This is a genomic window from Pseudomonas sp. NPDC088368 (assembly GCF_044753445.1).
Taxonomy (GTDB): domain Bacteria; phylum Pseudomonadota; class Gammaproteobacteria; order Pseudomonadales; family Pseudomonadaceae; genus Aquipseudomonas; species Aquipseudomonas bambusae.
The window spans coordinates 135,424-152,299 of sequence record NZ_JBIVNG010000012.1; the positions used below are offsets into that span (position 1 = coordinate 135,424).

8 protein-coding genes are annotated in these 16,876 nt (G+C 57.5%); 6 read left to right on the forward strand and 2 right to left on the reverse strand.

Annotation, left to right across the window (positions count from 1 at the left end; all coding sequences use genetic code 11):
- Positions 1–49 precede the first annotated feature (49 nt).
- Positions 50–2,047, reverse strand: coding sequence for a transketolase (gene tkt, locus ACIQAL_RS25195; protein WP_166595704.1), 1,998 nt, complete (start codon positions 2,045–2,047; stop codon positions 50–52).
- Positions 2,048–2,305: 258 nt separating this feature from the next.
- Here tkt and ACIQAL_RS25200 point away from each other — a divergent pair, with 258 nt between their 5' ends.
- The 5 genes from ACIQAL_RS25200 to ACIQAL_RS25220 all read left to right on the forward strand — a co-directional run bounded on the left by ACIQAL_RS25200 (position 2,306) and on the right by ACIQAL_RS25220 (position 14,277).
- Positions 2,306–3,301, forward strand: coding sequence for an ArsR/SmtB family transcription factor (locus ACIQAL_RS25200; RefSeq protein WP_401150281.1), 996 nt, complete (start codon positions 2,306–2,308; stop codon positions 3,299–3,301).
- 20 nt (positions 3,302–3,321) lie between these two features.
- The gene (gene metK / locus ACIQAL_RS25205; protein WP_341961421.1) at positions 3,322–4,512 is read left to right on the forward strand and encodes a methionine adenosyltransferase; all 1,191 of its coding nucleotides are present in this window, start codon (positions 3,322–3,324) and stop codon (positions 4,510–4,512) included.
- A 241-nt stretch (positions 4,513–4,753) separates the two neighbouring features.
- Positions 4,754–5,731, forward strand: coding sequence for an antitoxin Xre/MbcA/ParS toxin-binding domain-containing protein (locus ACIQAL_RS25210; RefSeq protein WP_401150283.1), 978 nt, complete (start codon positions 4,754–4,756; stop codon positions 5,729–5,731).
- A gap of 291 nt (positions 5,732–6,022) precedes the next feature.
- Positions 6,023–6,328, forward strand: coding sequence for a DUF6124 family protein (locus ACIQAL_RS25215; RefSeq protein WP_401150284.1), 306 nt, complete (start codon positions 6,023–6,025; stop codon positions 6,326–6,328).
- A 275-nt stretch (positions 6,329–6,603) separates the two neighbouring features.
- A complete protein-coding gene (locus ACIQAL_RS25220; RefSeq protein WP_401150286.1) occupies positions 6,604–14,277 on the forward strand; it encodes a neuraminidase-like domain-containing protein in 7,674 nt (2,557 codons plus the stop codon).
- Between the two features lie 83 nt (positions 14,278–14,360).
- Here the strand turns inward: ACIQAL_RS25220 and ACIQAL_RS25225 are convergent, their stop codons facing one another.
- Positions 14,361–14,981: a LysE family translocator gene (locus ACIQAL_RS25225; RefSeq protein ID WP_401150287.1), complete on the reverse strand. Its 621-nt coding sequence runs from the start codon at positions 14,979–14,981 to the stop codon at positions 14,361–14,363.
- Positions 14,982–15,174: 193 nt separating this feature from the next.
- On the opposite strand from ACIQAL_RS25225, the gene ligB reads away from it, so the two are divergent.
- Positions 15,175–16,860, forward strand: a complete 1,686-nt coding sequence (gene ligB / locus ACIQAL_RS25230; protein ID WP_401150289.1) for an NAD-dependent DNA ligase LigB — start codon at positions 15,175–15,177, stop codon at positions 16,858–16,860.
- Positions 16,861–16,876 lie beyond the last annotated feature (16 nt).

Here is a 16,876-nt window from a genome sequence, read left to right on the forward strand (position 1 = left end):
AAACCGCTATCGCGAGCAAGCTCACTCCTACAGTGATTGCGCAGGCTTCTTAGTCTTCCAGCAGCTCTTCAGCCGTGCTGATGACGTTCTCCAGCGTGAAGCCGAACTCTTCGAACAGCAGGTTCGCAGGCGCCGACTCACCGAAGGTGGTCATGCCGATCACGCGGCCTTCCAGACCGACGTACTTGTACCAGTAGTCCGCGTGAGCGGCTTCGATGGCGATACGCGCACTGACTTCCAGCGGCAGGACCGACTGCTTGTACAGAGCGTCTTGGGATTCGAAAACGCTGGTGCACGGCATCGAAACGACACGCACGTTTTTGCCGTCGGCGGTCAACTTGTCGAATGCCTGAACGGCCAGACCGATTTCCGAACCGGTGGCGATCAGGATCAGGTCCGGCTCGCCGTTGCAGTCGCGCAGCACGTAACCGCCACGGTTGATGTTCTCCAGTTGCAGCGCATCACGTGCCTGGTGAGGCAGGTTCTGACGGGAGAAGATCAGCGCCGAAGGACCGTCGCTACGCTCGATGGCGTGCTTCCAGGCCACAGCCGATTCCACGGCGTCGGCTGGACGCCAGGTGTCCAGGTTCGGCGTGGTCCGCAGGCTGGTCAGTTGCTCGATTGGCTGGTGCGTCGGGCCGTCTTCGCCCAGACCGATGGAGTCGTGGGTGAACACGTAGATGGTGCGCTGCTTCATCAGCGAAGCCATGCGCACCGCGTTGCGGGCGTATTCCATGAAAATCAGGAAGGTCGCGCCGTAAGGCACGAAACCGCCGTGCAGGGCGATACCGTTCATGATCGCGCCCATGCCGAACTCACGCACACCGTAGTGCAGATAGTTGCCGCTGGCGTCTTCACCGGTGATCGATTTGCAGCCTTTCCAGATTGTCAGGTTGGAACCGGCCAGGTCAGCCGAGCCGCCGAGGAACTCTGGCAGCAGCGGGCCCAGGGCGCTCAGGGCGTTCTGGCTGGCTTTACGGCTGGCGATGGTCTCGCCTTTGGCGTTGACTTCAGCGACATAAGCCGCCGATTTCTCAGCGAAGTCAGCCGGCAGCTCGCCGCTCATGCGACGGATCAGCTCGTTGGCTTCTGTCGGGAATGCAGCGGAATAGGCCGCGAAACGCTGGTCCCACTCGGCTTCGGTCGCCAGGCCTTTTTCCTTGGCGTTCCACTCTTTGTAGATGTCGGCCGGGATTTCGAACGGACCGTGGGTCCATTTCAGTGCGGCACGGGTCAGGGCGATTTCGTCATTGCCCAGTGGCGCGCCGTGGCACTCTTCCTTGCCCTGCTTGTTCGGCGAACCGAAACCGATGGTGGTCTTGCAGCAGATAAGGGTCGGCTTGTCGCTTTTGCGAGCGGTGTCGATAGCGGTCTTGATTTCGTCGGCGTCATGGCCGTCGACGTTGCGGATCACCAGCCAGCCGTAGGATTCGAAACGCTTCGGCGTGTCATCGGTGAACCAGCCTTCGACTTCGCCGTCGATGGAGATGCCGTTGTCGTCGTAGAAGGCGATCAGCTTGTTCAGTTGCAGCGTGCCCGCCAACGAAGCGACTTCGTGGGAAATACCTTCCATCATGCAGCCATCACCCATGAATACATAGGTGTGGTGATCAACGATGTTGTGGCCAGGACGGTTGAACTGGGCCGCCAGGGTCTTTTCCGCGACAGCGAAACCGACAGCGTTGGCGAAACCCTGACCCAGCGGGCCGGTGGTGGTTTCAACGCCTGGGGTGTAACCGAATTCAGGGTGACCCGGGGTACGGCTGTGCAATTGACGGAAGTTTTTCAGGTCTTCAATCGACAGGTCGTAACCGGTCAGGTGCAGCAACGAGTAGATCAGCATCGAGCCGTGACCGTTTGACAGGATGAACCGGTCACGGTCAGCGAACGACGGGTTGCTCGGGTTGTGTTTCAGATAGTCGCGCCAAAGGACTTCAGCGATATCCGCCATGCCCATCGGGGCACCTGGGTGGCCGCTGTTGGCCTTTTGCACGGCATCCATGCTGAGTGCACGAATGGCATTGGCACGCTCACGACGGCTTGGCATCGCTGATCTCCTGGGGCAGAAAGAAGTGGGATCTGAAAAAGGCGGCCATTTTCCCTCAGGCACTGCTTCGGGGCAATGACAGATGCGGCCTGATGCGCGTTTTTCCTGAGTTGCAGGTGTTTTTCGTCCAACCATGCGCGGCTTGCGCCTTGAAACGGCGTATTCGCGGCGCTCAACCTCTGACACTCGTCACCAATATCAAAACTTTTTGATATTGGTATTGCAGCGGACCCGGTCGATAACTAGACTGCCAACCCTATGAATCTCCACGCGCCTGCCCTTGACCACGATCAAAGCGACGAACTGGCTGCCTTGTGCAAGGCCGGTGGCGATCCGCTGCGGCTCAATGTGCTGCGCGCGCTGTCCAACGATTCCTTCGGTGTGCTGGAGCTGGCGCAGATTTTCGCCATCGGTCAGTCGGGCATGAGCCATCACTTGAAAGTCTTGGCCCAGGCCGATCTGGTGGCGACCCGTCGCGAAGGCAACGCGATCTTCTACCGCCGCGCCCTGCCCCACACCGAACAGGTGGGCGGCAAGCTGCACGCAGCGCTGCTCGAAGAGGTCGACGGTCTCGCCCTGCCGGAAGACGTTCGGGCCCGCATCGGTCTGGTTCATCGCCAGCGCGCCACCGCCAGTCAGGACTTTTTCGCACGCACTGCAGAAAAATTTCGTGCCCAGCAGGACCTGATCGCAGGACTGCCTCAGTACCGCGACAGCCTGTTGTCGCTGCTGGACAAACTCAGCTTCGCGCCTGACGCCACGGCAGTGGAAGTCGGCCCCGGTGACGGCGGTTTTCTGCCGGATCTGGCGCAGCGTTTTCGGCATGTCACGGGGCTGGACAACAGCCCGGCCATGCTTGATCTGGCGCGTACCATCTGTGAGCAGAAGGCGCTGCACAACGTCGAGCTGAAGCTGGCCGATGCGTTGTCGGACGCTAATGTTTTCGGTGACTGCGTCGTCTTGAATATGGTGCTTCATCATTTCGCGGCACCGGCCGAAGCATTAAAACAACTGGCCAACCTGTTGAAACCGGGCGCAAGCCTGCTGATCACAGAGTTGTGCAGCCACGACCAGAGCTGGGCCAGGGAGGCCTGTGGCGATCTGTGGTTGGGGTTCGAACAGGAAGACCTGGCCCGTTGGGCCATCGCTGCGGGGCTGGTCCCCGGAGAAAGTCTGTATGTAGGTTTACGTAATGGTTTCCAGATTCAGGTCCGCCATTTTCAGCGGCCATCTGGCAACACTCACCATCGGTAACACTCAGGAAAATCGTCGAGATGAGCGAATACTCCCTTTTCACCTCCGAGTCCGTGTCCGAAGGGCATCCGGACAAAATCGCCGACCAGATCTCCGATGCGGTGCTGGACGCCATCATTGCCCAGGACAAACACGCACGCGTTGCTGTGGAAACCCTGGTCAAGACCGGCGTTGCCATCGTCGCCGGTGAAGTCACCACCAGCGCCTGGGTCGATCTGGAACAGATCGTTCGTGACGTGATCAGCGGCATCGGCTACACCAGCTCCAACGTCGGTTTCGACGGCGCCACTTGCAGCGTGATGAACATCATCGGCAAGCAATCCCCCGACATCAACCAGGGCGTGGACCGCGCCAAGCCTGAAGATCAGGGCGCGGGCGACCAGGGCCTGATGTTCGGCTACGCCAGCAACGAAACCGCAGAACTGATGCCTGCGCCGATCGCGTTCTCGCACCAACTGGTTAAGCGCCAGGCTGAAGCGCGCAAATCCGGCCTGCTGCCATGGCTGCGCCCGGACGCAAAATCCCAGGTCACCTGCCGCTACGAAAACGGCATCGTGGTCGGTATCGACGCCATCGTTCTGTCGACCCAGCACAACCCGGAAGTCTCCTACGCCGACCTGCGTGAAGGCGTGATGGAGCTGATCGTCAAGCACGTGCTGCCAGCCAACCTGCTGCACAAAGACACCCAGTTCCACATCAACCCGACGGGTCAGTTCATCATCGGCGGCCCGGTCGGCGACTGCGGTCTGACCGGTCGCAAGATCATCGTCGACAGCTACGGCGGCATGGCCCGTCACGGCGGCGGGGCGTTCTCGGGTAAAGACCCGTCCAAGGTTGACCGCTCGGCAGCCTACGCCGGTCGTTACGTGGCGAAAAACATCGTCGCGGCTGGCCTGGCCGAGCGTTGCGAGATTCAAGTGTCCTACGCCATCGGCGTTGCACAGCCTACGTCGATCTCGCTGAACACCTTCGGCACCGGCAAGATCAGCGACGACAAGATCGTCCAACTGGTCCGCGAGCACTTCGACCTGCGTCCATACGCAATCACCAAAATGCTCGACCTGCTGCACCCGATGTACCAGGAAACCGCAGCCTACGGCCACTTCGGCCGCACGCCGCAAACCAAGACCGTGGGCGAAGACACCTTCACCACATTCACCTGGGAAAAAACCGACCGCGCCGACGCCCTGCGCGCTGCTGCCGGTCTGTAATACGCGTTAGCTGTACAGCGCAGTAAGACGAGCCCCTGGCGATGTGAGTCGTCAGGGGCTTTTTTGTGGGCGCGCTGAAGCCTTTTGAAACCCTCAGGCGTGTCGACGTGTTTGACACCGTCACCCACTTGCCGGAAAATTTGCGGCAACAACTAACCCTCATGACCGGTGTGGCTCGACCATCTGGTTGGAGGGGGAAAAAGCCGGCGAAAGCCGGTTTTTTCATTTATGGAGAAATAAAATGCAGGGATCGCCGGGCAGGGAGCCAATGCGAACGCGAATTTACGTAGACGGCTACAACTTCTATTACGGCTGTTTGAAGGGTACCCCTTGGAAATGGCTGGATCTGGTAAAGCTCTTTGAGGAGCAGATCCTGCCCTCGGTCTTCGCAGGCGACGCCTCCCAACGACACCAGCGTTCGATCCTGACGACCGAGCACTGCGTAAAATTCTTCACCGCCAAAATCGTAGAGAGGGTAGCCAGATCCTCGGACTCGGTATCGTCCCAGGCTCGCTACCATACGGCACTGCGCAAGGTGCACGCTGAGCGCGTCCAGATCGTTGAGGGCTACTATGCCGTCAACGAGATGAGGGTGAAGCTTGTCGATGCCGAAACACCCAACCTGCCTCCAAGAGATTGTCAGGACGTACTTGCCTGGAAAGTCGAGGAAAAGCAGTCAGACGTCAATCTCGCGCTGCACGCCTACCATGATGCGATAACGCAAGCTGTCGATCAGGTCGTCATCGTCACCAATGACACTGACCTGGCGCCTGCCCTACAGATGATTCGAACCTACACCAGTGCTCGAATCGGCCTGGTCATCCCTACCCGGAATCATCAACGCCATCCCAATACGGAGCTTGCCGAGCTGGCTGACTGGGTGCGCAACCACGTCACCGCACATGAGTTGGCAACTTGCCAACTTCCGAGGGTGATTCCCGGCAGGAAACCAACAGTCAAACCAGATTCCTGGTATGCGCATCCCGATCTGCTCGCGCAGATTCTTGAGCTGGCGATCCCCATCCGAGGAAGCCGGGCTGCGGTGTTCAAGTGGATGGAAACGCCTAACCTGCATTTGGAGGGAGAGCGGCCCATTGAGCTGGTAGATACAGCACAAGGCGCCCATAGGGTGCTCGACTACATTCGAGGCTTCATCGCAGAGCAGTCAATCGTCGTAACTGCCGAAACATCCCCCCACAAAACAAACCAAATCGTGTAGGACGCTTCTGAATTTACTCGCTATCCTCCCCGGCGCGTTGCGACCCTCTGGATCGAGGCTTACCCTCCTCCGCGTCACTATTTCGGCGACCGGTTTTGACAGACCGAACTCTTGGAAACGCAACGCTGGAAACCACCCGCAGGTCATGAATCGGCTGGTGCTCTAATGGCGGCTGTATGTGGGGCACATTCGTGTGCGCCAGGTCCCTGGACTGGTCTGTCAACCCGCTTACAGCCGCCACCCGTTCTGATTGACAGCAGAGGGTGTCTGCTCAGCCTTCAGGAAGAAATCATGATCAGATCCACGCCACACCCACCCGAACTCCCTGTCACCAAATCCATCCCCTTCGGCGTCAACTTCGGCAGTCGCAGCCTGTTCAGCGTCCAGCCCGGCGTCAAACTCGAAGACGCCCTGGTTCTCGTCTCCGAATACCTCAACTGCGCCGCAGCCACTGCCTACGAATCAGCCGACAACGCCTCAAGCGAATTCCGCCCACTGGCCCGCTCCGTCGTGCATCAGATCGAAGCGGCAAAAGCGCTGGTGGAAGCCTCCATCGCAGGCCTGAGCGACATCCTGCGAGACCCGCAAAAAGCCTGACTCGGCGGGTGTAGCAGCACGGCTTGCCGGCGGTCGCGATCTCACGGGCGCCGCTTGCAAGCCGCACTGCTACAAAGTGCCGTCACGATCACAACCTGCCGGGATATAGCGACTGGCAATCGGCCCTATCGCAAACTCAACTAGCCACCGCATCTCAAGTCCCATCCCCCGCTGCTAGCCTTTTCTGCGAGAAGCACACCGCTTACCCACCGAGCGTTATGCCTTGCCGTTCATGGATGACGCCTCCTCGCTTTAATGCAAAGGACAGCATCGTCATGGCCGATACAAAAGCTCCCGCCGTCGCACCTGAAGCCGCCACCTACGCCAAGCTCTTTCCGGAACAACTCGCCGACCGTTGCGCCCCCGACGCCCTGGAATCCAACAGCGGTCCCATCGCCTATCTGCACGCGCTTTACCAACAGGCGCTGGCACTGGAAGCCACAAGCACATCGGACAAGCGCTTCACCCTCGCCAATCGTCGCCCGGACATTGGCGAGCTTTTGCTGGATGAGGCCGGGCTGGAAACCAAGGTTGCGCCCCTGACGCTGGCGATCAACGCCCTGACCCGCCAGGCCAAAACCCACGCGGGGGCAGACAAGAGCCTCACCGAAGTCATCAGCGAATCAACCCAACGCGCCGGGTTGCCTTTTCATTACCCATTCGAGCAAATCCAGGCGGTGCTGAAACACAAGAAAATCCCGCTGTTCGACCTGCTGCAACAGGCGGAATACAGCTACCCCAACTTCTGTTACGGCAACCTTCGCACCGAAGAATTACGGCAGGTGATGCGCACATCAACAGGCTTCAGCCCGGCGCTGCAAAAACTGCTGCTCGATGACAGTAAAGCGGACGAAGATGATTTTCTCGCCAAACGCTTTGGCGTCACCGGGACGAACACTGCTGTCGCCGAACAGCTGAACAACGTCGAATTTTTCTGCCTGAAAACCGGCCTGACACCCGAAGAGGTGCAGGACATGCTGGCCATCGAAGGCGTGGACGACAACGCCGCCAAGGGCTTCACCAACGTCAGGCGCTCGGCCGCCTACCAGCCCTCGGGCAAGGCTGCGGTGGATGGCAGTGTCTTTGGCGCGTCGTTCATCAACAACGGCAAGGCCGCCGTGTCACTGGAAGACACCCTCGCTGAGGCCGGCATCACGCTCGGCATCAAGGGCGCCACGGCTGCGCACTTTGGCCGCATGAATCAGATCATCCATTTGCGTCACGCCCTGAAACTGTCGTTCGCCGAAACCGACCTGCTGGTGATGTCCGCGCTACGGGCCGAGGGGCAGACCAAGGATTTCCAAATCACGGCAAACACCCTGCGTGCCATCGGCGTGTTTCGCTACCTCAATGAAGTGCATGAAGTCACCGCCGAACAATTCGCTGCGCTCATTCACGAAGTGTCGCCCTATGCCGTTTCGGGCAAGGTGCCTCTGCTCGATCGCGTGCTCGATGGCCCCGGTGCTGGCGCGCTGGCGAACACTGAAGACGGGCTGATCATCGACGACGGCGAGTTCGAACTGGCGGACACAGCTGACGAACAAGGAAGAAGCCCGTCGAACACCATCATCGGTCATCTGAGCAGCGCCATGGGCACCGACGAGCGCCTGACCCGGCGCTATCTGGCTCAAGCCATTCAAGCGTTGAAGCAGAAGAAACCCAGCCTGTCACTGTCATTGATCTCTGCCCTTTACCGCCTGAGTCGCCTGCCGCGCTTGTTGGGGCTGAGCCTGAATGAAGGCGCCGACCTGATCGCGCTGCTGGCGCTCGACAACCCTCAGGTACAAAGCATCGTCGCGGGCAAGGGGCAGATCAGCGACGACCCGGACCAGGCCGATACCCTCGACGTGCTGATCGCCTTCATCAACGTTCGGCAATGGCTGAAGCGCAACGGACTGTCCGCCTCTGCCGTCCTCGCATTGCTGACCGTACCTGGACAAACAAACGCTGACCTAGAGGCCGTCGAGAAAGCTCGCCAGAACCTGCGCGAGGACAAGCCTTTTGATGTGGCAGCTTCCTGCCTGACTGAAGACCTGATCAAGAACGTGCTGCAGGCCGGTGACGCCCCTACAACAGGCACTTGGCTGGCGTTGCTCAAGGATTACGTGTCAGCGCAAGGGCTGATCAGGTCTAACCTGCCTGAGGAGGGTGATCTGAGAGCAGCCCTGATGACGCTGCTCAACGACACATCCAAAGATACTGATTCGGCAAAAAAAGATGCGAAAGAAGATCCGGCCGCAGACCGAATCTCGCAAAGCCTTGCATCGGCAATCACCAACGCCCGAATCGCGCAGGAAGACCTGGCCAAGGGGATTTTTGGCAAAGCATTCGGCGAGCTGCTGGGCAATGCGGGGACGGCCGCTGCCTATGCTTTGCCCGTACTGAACTGGATCGGCAAAGGTCCTGCAGATTTGCTGGCGGATTATCAGGCGCCTAACGCTGTCGACAAACAGACCTTTGAATTCTGGCGGGACATGACACGCTATACCCTCGCGATTCGGCTGACGGGGTTAAGCCCTGCGGGGCTGGGGGCGTTGATCAGCCATCCGCAGCGATTTGCCCTCGAAGAAAACACCCAGCCCAAATCGGATAAAAAGACAGAAGGTGCGAGTTCCACGATCAAACTGTCCCTCGATCTGATGTACCAGTTGATGCGTTATCACGACTGGGTAGGCATATGCCGTGAAAACAAATTTGGCGAAGATAAGGCAATTACCTATCTGACCGGGTTACGTCCCAGCCAAAAAACAGAAGATGCCGGCGCTGCGGCCGCACAACTTGGCCTGTTAATCGGGTGGAGCAGCAGCGAAACGTTACTTGCAACGCCTTACCTCACTCAAACAACCCGTGTTAAAAAACCGACAGAAAAAGGCTCTTTGGAAGACTTTCTGGAATTGCTGGACTCCGATGAACTCTATTATTACAACTATTGTGATAAAAACGTCGACAAGAAAGGCCTGGGAGTCCTCATTCAGAAATTCAACAACAATGGCAGCAGTTACCCCAACGCCAACAGCATCTACAACAAGTTCGTAAAGTTTCTGAAAGACAATCCCGGCCCACTCAAGGTCGAGGCCAAGGACTACCTGCCCGAGACCCTGCCTGCCACATGGAAACTTCTGACCACTGATTACAAGATCTCTGAGCCTCTTAAGCTACAGAAGTACGAGGCAACCGAAAAAGTAGTCGAACAGACTCTCGAAGCCTATTCGACTGTGACCGATGTGGACTTTGCACTTCGGCTACAGAACCTGAGCAAATGCACGGGCCTCTCATGCCAGTCTTTGCTCGACTTCGCCTGGTTGAACGAAGAGTCCAGCCATTCGGAGTTTCAGACCGTCGCTCAGGTGCTGGTGGGGGCTTGCTCGGACGAAGCACGCGAAGCAATCGAACCTTATCTAAAAGCGAAATGGCGTGACGCACTGGCCGATTACCTGCTTGGCTATTGGGCGTCAGCGGATGCGAGTCGCCAAGCCGAACTGAAAACGGTCGACGACCTTTCCAGCTACTTCCTGACCGATATCAGCCCCACGTGGGAAGCGATGCAAACCACGCCCATCACCCAAGCCATCTCCAGCCTGCAACATTATCTGTTCCGCCTGTTCTCACACCTTGAACCCGGCTATGACGCGGCAAAAATGCCTGAACACGCCAACAGCGCGTGGGAGCAATACTTGAGCCAATACGGCAGCTGGAAGGTCTGGAAAGCGCAGTTCAACCATCCGGAAAACCTCATCTACTACGCCAATCGCCCGAAAAAGAGCAAAGCGTTTGAAGAACTTGAGGTGGAAGTCAATCAGGGCAAGCTGGACACCGAACTGCTGCAGACCGCGATCTGTAATTACCTGACGAAGTTTGAAAGGCTCAGCAACCTGCAAATCATCAGCGGCTATCTGGATGGCCGCGACCCCAAGAACGATACCTACTATCTAGTCGGTAAAACCAACGCCACCCCGTCAGAGTATTACTGGCGCTCGGTGGATATGGGTTTGCGGGATGATCAGCAGCGGTTGAGCCCTCTGGCGTGGAGCGAGTGGCAGAAAATCGGCTTGACGACGACAGGCAAGATCGCGCAGAGCTTTTACATTGAAGACGCCGATGGAAAGAAAACGACTCATAAAGGCGATGCCATTCGCCTGGTGGTGATCTCCGGCCGGCTCTATGTGTTCTGGGTCGAAAGGGGCACCACTGGTCTACCCAGCACTGACCCCAAAATAAAAGACCCGACCCCCTACAAAAAAATATCGGTTCATTACGCTTATTTGCAAAGCGACGGATTCTGGAGCACGGCTAACGAATTGATGGCACTGGATGGGTTTGTCAACGGCGAGCGGCCGAAAGACGACAAGGGGCAGCCCATTCAAGATGATGATAACGAGTGGATGAAATCAGACTTGTGGATTCCAGGCTTGATCGTATTCGTCAACACCGAGGGTGAACGAGAAACAGATCCTTGGCTGACTGTCATTCTTTATAATTGCAACATCACGGAAGAAAAGCACAAGGAGATAAACAAGGGTTATTACGTTGAAATGCGCGATCTACTGCTCATCAAAAAACAAGAACTGCCCACAGAAGAGCTATCAAAGCTTTACACCACGAGCGTAGCGTCCTTTAAAGACATACGAAAAATCCAACACATCTATAACGGAATAATCACAACATTATCATTTGAGAACGTTCCGAGAACGCCGAATGCAACCATTGATCCATCTACACCATACAGTGGAACCTCTATCAAATCGTTTCAGGCCCGACTCACCAACAATAAAACTAATGAAACGCAGCTGATCATTAATTACGACCGTAACTCCCTAGAAAGATACTCGAAATGCGTATTACTGCTAAGTCAAGAGGAATCCGTCTACCCAATATCGAAAAAATCATTCGAAATAACAAATACATGTATTCAAGCGAAATTTCTTCCTCCCGACAACGGCACATATCACGTCGCATTCTGTTACGACGTTCGTATGACTAAGTTTAAGCTGGGCACCTTTACCATTAATAAACCAGAAACAGATGCGCCGTGGTCCATTTCCATAATCAAAAATCATGACCAGAGTCATTATCTTGATCTTGATTCAATAAAAGAACAGCCCCCCAAAACTCCTTCAAACAAAGTCCGCCTAAACACCCTATTCGGCAAAAAACTCGTCGCCCGCGCCAGCCAAAGCGTCGAACAGGCTCTGGATTGGGTAGCACAAAAAATTCAGGAACCGACCATCGACGACGCCTATCCGACCCCCCCCGTAGACTTCCACGGCGCCAACGGCCTGTATTTCCGCGAGCTATTCCTGCACCTCCCTGTCCTGATCGCCACTCGCCTCACCGAGCAACAACAATTCGAGGACGCTGAAAGCTGGTACCTGCGCTACCTGTTCGACCCCTATCGCGCAACGACTGAGGAAGACGGGCGTCCTGCCTACTGGAACACACGCCCTTTGGCAGAGGTCGGCTCCGGCAAATCGGAGTTGAACAAAGCCGTTGATCCAACAGCCCGCGCGTTCATCCTTTCCCGCTTCTACCGCCAAGCGGTGTTCTTGAATCTGGTGGAGAACTGGCAACTGCAGGGTGACCACTATTACCGGCAACTGACCCTCAGCACCCTCAACCACGCCTGGCTGTGTTATCAGCAGGCGCTGAAGCTGATAGGCCCGTTGCCTGAGCGTGCTGCCGTGTCGCGCTGGACACCCGTGGCATTGTCCGAGATCAACGAAGACAGCTTCCGCAATCCGATCAACCAACGCGTCATCGAGGCACGAAAAACCCTGGAAAACCGGCTTTACAACTTGCGACATGGACTGACCATCAATGGCAAGCCATTACCAGACCTCGGTTGGAACGACGAGGAGACAGACCCGTTTTCCTCCGCCAAAGGGGGCGTGAACATCATCCCGGCTCGCTACAACAGCGACCACGCTGCAATCCCGGTCTACCGCTTCCGCCAACTGCTGCCCGCCGCCCGCACAGCCGTGAAACAGTTGCTGGATTTGGGTCGTTACTACATGAAGCTGATCCAGCTTGATGACGATACGGGCGATGCCCTCATGGAAAAGGCTCAAGAAATCCGAATGTCGGAGTTCGCGCTTCGTTTGGGCAAGGAAGATATCAACGCTGTCCTGGCGAAAAAACAAGCGTTGGCATTGAGCAAACAGGCCGCTGAATTCAGGAAAAACCATTACGCCGAACTCGTAGACAACGGCAAGCTTGCGAAAGAAGAAGTAGCAACGGCGCTGACCTGGACGGCCGCTTATTTGCAGTATGCCGCCATACCCATTGAAATCGTCGCCGATGTAATGGACGGAACAGTGCCTACCATCGTCGGACTGGCGTTTGGCGGCATGAAACCGGCTGAACTCACCCGTCTGGGCGCCGATACCATGCGGATGGCCAGCACTGCGGCAGATTTTGTCGCTCAGCAGTTGCTCTTTGAGTCTGAATTCGAAAGGGCGGCAGCGGAATGGAAACTTGAAGAGCGTCTAGCCGATTGGGACGTTCGATTGATCGATCAGGAAATGATCGAAGCGGATATTGAGCTGCGAGCTGCAACAATCAGTCTCGAAGAATCCAGACAGGCTCGTCAGGATCTGGAGGAAGTCTATCTCGGCATGACAACCGACTTTTTAAACGTCCCTGTCTACAACTGGCTCGTCGCGCGCCAGGAGGTCATCTACGGGAAAGCCTACGACGCAGTGCTATCTCTCTGTCTGAGCCTTGAAGCAGCTTGGCGATATGAGATTGGAGACTACAAGCGTGACGCATTCATTAAGACCGGCGCGTGGAATGAATCCTACCAAGGGTTACTCGCAGGCGAATCACTGCTGGTGGACCTGATGGAAATGGAAAACGCGTTCCTGCTCGCCAACGAACGTCGCCTGACTATCCGCAAGACCTTCAGCCTGAATAAGTGGCTCACCGACCATTCTCCTGCAACGATCACCCGAACTCAGGCGCCGCTCAAAGACAAATCGGTCACGCCGTGGCTGAACGCCGTTCTGGAGTTGTCCGAAGGTCAACCACTGCTGTTCGACTTCAAGGCTGAGGATTTCGACAAGAACTATCCCGGCCATTACTTGCGCCAACTGCGTTACGTGACCGTATCGTTCATCAGCGAGGAAGAAGGTTTCAGCACCGATGCCCTGTGCGCGATCCTCACGCAGACCGGCAGCACGACGTTGGTGGAGCCGAACCAGGAGGGCGTGGACTATTTTTATGGTCAGGCCAATACCGTGCCGTCGAGCATCAAGCGCAATCTGCGGGCCAAACAGGCCATCGCGCTGTCGTCTGCGGTGGCTGAAGACGGTTTGGGCTACAACCCGGGCGAGTCGGTCCACGAACTGATGTTCCACGACGGCCGCTACCTGCCCTTCGAAGGCACAGGGGCGATTTCGCAATGGGAGCTGAAAATTCCCGACGCGGAATTCGCCAAGACCTTGCTCGATGCTTCATCCAACACACCGAATATCAGCGACATCCAGATCAATCTGGTTTACACGGCGCGTTCGGATGAAGCACTGACAGAGAAGGTGTTGAAGAAACCGAAGGCAGCGCCCGCGAAGCACGCTGACAACACAAATTCATCCGATTCCGACACGTCCACGTCCACGTCCAAGTTGGGCGGAGCAGATCCCGTCACCAAGTCGATACGAGATGCCGACGCAGACGAGAGGGCGAGGGCGAGGGCGAAGGCGGATTCGGATGCAGCGGCAAAAGCGCAAGCCGAGGCTGAGGCGAAAGCCAAAGCCGATGCGGAGGCCGCAGCGAAAGCCAAAGCCGCCGCCGATGCTGCCGCAAAAGCCAAGGCCGACGCTGACGCAGCGGCTAAGGCCAAAGCGGCTGCAGATGCAGCTGCCAAAGCCAAAGCAGCCGCTGATGCAGCCGCCAAAGCCAAGGCTGCCGCGGATGCCAAGGCGAAAGCTGCGGCGGCAGCGGCCAAAAAGAAATAGTGATGTGTTGATGCAGCGCTCGGCTGGCGCGGCGATGGCAGGGGTCTGCAATCGCCATTGCCGCTCCAGACTGCGTTCTGAACTTAGCCCCGCCGCGCCACCAACAAAAACGACGCAGCCCCCGCCAACAACCCCGCACAGGCCCGGTTGAACAACCGCTTACCGCTCGGCTTGGCAAACAATCGACGCGCATGAATGCCCATGTAGCAGTACAGGCCGATGGCGATGCATTCCAGTGCCAGAAACATCGCGCCGAGTTGTGCGAATTGCCCGCCTATCGCCAGGGAATGATCGACGAACTGAGGCAGAAATGCGGTGAACAACAGGATGGCCTTGGGGTTACCCATCGCCACCAGAAATTCCTGACGCGCCAGTCGGCCCGATCCGACCTCTCTCACGGCTGCATCCACGTGAGCATCCGCCGGCGCACGCCACAGCTGAACGGCGAGGTAGAAGAGGTATGCAGCGCCCACGATCTTGATCGCGTGAAACAGCCATTCCGAGGTGTGCAACACAGCAGTCAGGCCCACCCCGGCGAGCGCGATCATGATCGCGAAGCCCAGCAAGCGACCCAGGCCTCCCGTGCACGCGCGGACGAATCCATAGCGCGAGGCGTTGCTGATCGACAGGAGGTTGTTAGGGCCGGGCGCCATGTTGAGCGCGAAGCAGGCAGGGATGAAAACGGCAAGGGTCGACAGCTCCATGATCGTTGTCCTTATAGGGCGCTGGTGGAAACATCATTTTGCACTCGTCCTAAATCCGCTCAAGGGACAGCTGGGCCGTGAAACGGACCTCGACTGTACGGGTCGCAGACAAATCCGGTAACGGCGGCGCAGGAGAACAACGACGTTTCAAACCCTAGCCTTTCACGTCTCACTTCCCTGCAAGGATGCTTCGATGCTGCTCTCCCCCCGAGTTGTCGCAGGTGTATTGGCTGCTCTCTGTTTAAACGTCGCCCACGCGCAAAGCTGCCCAGACTGGCCTCCTGCTCAGGCCGAGCGGGAGCTGTCGACGCTGCAAAATCAAATCACACAGTGGGACGACAGTTATCATCGCCAAGGCATTTCATTGGTGGCTGACGAGCTGTACGACCAGTCCGTACAGCGCCTTTCGCAGCTGAAGGCTTGCTTCGCGCCCTCGTCCCCACCTGCTGAAAATCCCCTCAAGACAGCAAGAGGTGAACGCCTTCATCCCGTGCCCCACACCGGCATCGCCAAACTGGCAGACGAGCGAGCGGTGGAGCAATGGCTCAAAGAAAAAAGCGATCTCTGGATTCAGCCCAAAGTGGACGGGGTCGCAGTCACCCTCGTTTATGAGAATGGCAAGCTGGTTCAAGCCATCAGCCGAGGCGACGGAATCAACGGGCAAGACTGGACGGCCCACGCCTTGAAGATCTCATGCATTCCAACTCACGTTGCGGAAAAGGAAAGCCTGGTGCTGCAAGGCGAGCTGTATTGGCGCCTCTCAGACCACGTGCAGGCTGAAGCGGGAAGCCTGAATGCGCGAAGCCAGGTGGCAGGGTTGCTGGCGAGAAACAGCATTGATGGGGTCGAGGGTGCGCAGATCGGACTGTTCGTCTGGGACTGGCCGGAGGGTCCCCGCGACATGAATGAGCGGTTAGAGCGTCTAAAGACGCTGGGGTTTGATGACAGCGCCCGGTTCAGCGAGCCCTTGGAAACCTTCGCGCAGGCTAAGCAATGGCGTGAGCACTGGTACACCCACCCACTGCCGTTCGCGACCGATGGCGTGGTGCTGCGCCAGGGTGAGCGCCCCTCGGCGGATCGCTGGCAGGCCAAGGCCCCTTACTGGCTCGCGGCGTGGAAATACCCGTTCGCGCAGGTGCTGGGCGATGTGCGCAAGGTTCATTTCAACATCGGTCGCAGTGGCAAAATCACGCCGGTGCTGGACATCGAACCGGTGCGACTGGATGACCGAACCGTGTCCCGGATCAGTGTCGGTTCCTTTAAAAGGTGGCAAAAGATGGACATTCGTCCGGGTGATCAAGTGGCAATCAGCCTAGCGGGTCTGACCATTCCCCGATTGGACGGTGTGGTTTCACGCAGTGCGGAACGGGCGCCCATGGAGGTTCCAGACGCAACAGAGTTTCACGCACTGAGTTGCTGGCAGCCCACCGAAGGCTGTGAAGGGCAGTTCCGCGAACGTCTGAAATGGCTAAGCGGCAAGAAAGGCTTGGCGCTCAAGGGCGTAGGACCTGGCACATGGGACAAGCTCATCGAGGCCGGCCTGGTAACAGGCTTGCTGGACTGGATGCACCTGGACAGTGCACAAATGTCGAACATTCCCGGCCTTGGTGAGCTGAGCAGCGCTAAACTGTTGAAGAGTTTTGACGCCGCGCGCGAACAATCCTTCGAAACTTGGCTCAAAGCCATCGGTTTACCGCCCGCTGCCAGTACGGATCTAGGCGATTCGTGGGACACGCTATCGGTTCGTAACGTCGATCAGTGGCGCGCCGAGCCGGGCATTGGCCCAGGTCGTGCGAAGCAGTTGCACGCATTCTTTCAAGACCCGCAGGTGCAGGCGTTGAGCGCGCAATTGCGGGAGCAAGGGATCAACGGTTTTTAGTCATTGTGTCCCGGTC

Coding starts and splice junctions, on each gene's coding strand:
- ligB (WP_401150289.1), top strand. CDS start 15,175: ATGCTGCTCTCCCCCCGAGTTGTCGCAGGTGTATTGGCTGCTCTCTGT.
- ACIQAL_RS25220 (WP_401150286.1), top strand. CDS start 6,604: ATGGCCGATACAAAAGCTCCCGCCGTCGCACCTGAAGCCGCCACCTAC.
- ACIQAL_RS25200 (WP_401150281.1), top strand. CDS start 2,306: ATGAATCTCCACGCGCCTGCCCTTGACCACGATCAAAGCGACGAACTG.
- ACIQAL_RS25210 (WP_401150283.1), top strand. CDS start 4,754: ATGCAGGGATCGCCGGGCAGGGAGCCAATGCGAACGCGAATTTACGTA.
- ACIQAL_RS25215 (WP_401150284.1), top strand. CDS start 6,023: ATGATCAGATCCACGCCACACCCACCCGAACTCCCTGTCACCAAATCC.
- tkt (WP_166595704.1), bottom strand. CDS start 2,047: ATGCCAAGCCGTCGTGAGCGTGCCAATGCCATTCGTGCACTCAGCATG.
- metK (WP_341961421.1), top strand. CDS start 3,322: ATGAGCGAATACTCCCTTTTCACCTCCGAGTCCGTGTCCGAAGGGCAT.
- ACIQAL_RS25225 (WP_401150287.1), bottom strand. CDS start 14,981: ATGGAGCTGTCGACCCTTGCCGTTTTCATCCCTGCCTGCTTCGCGCTC.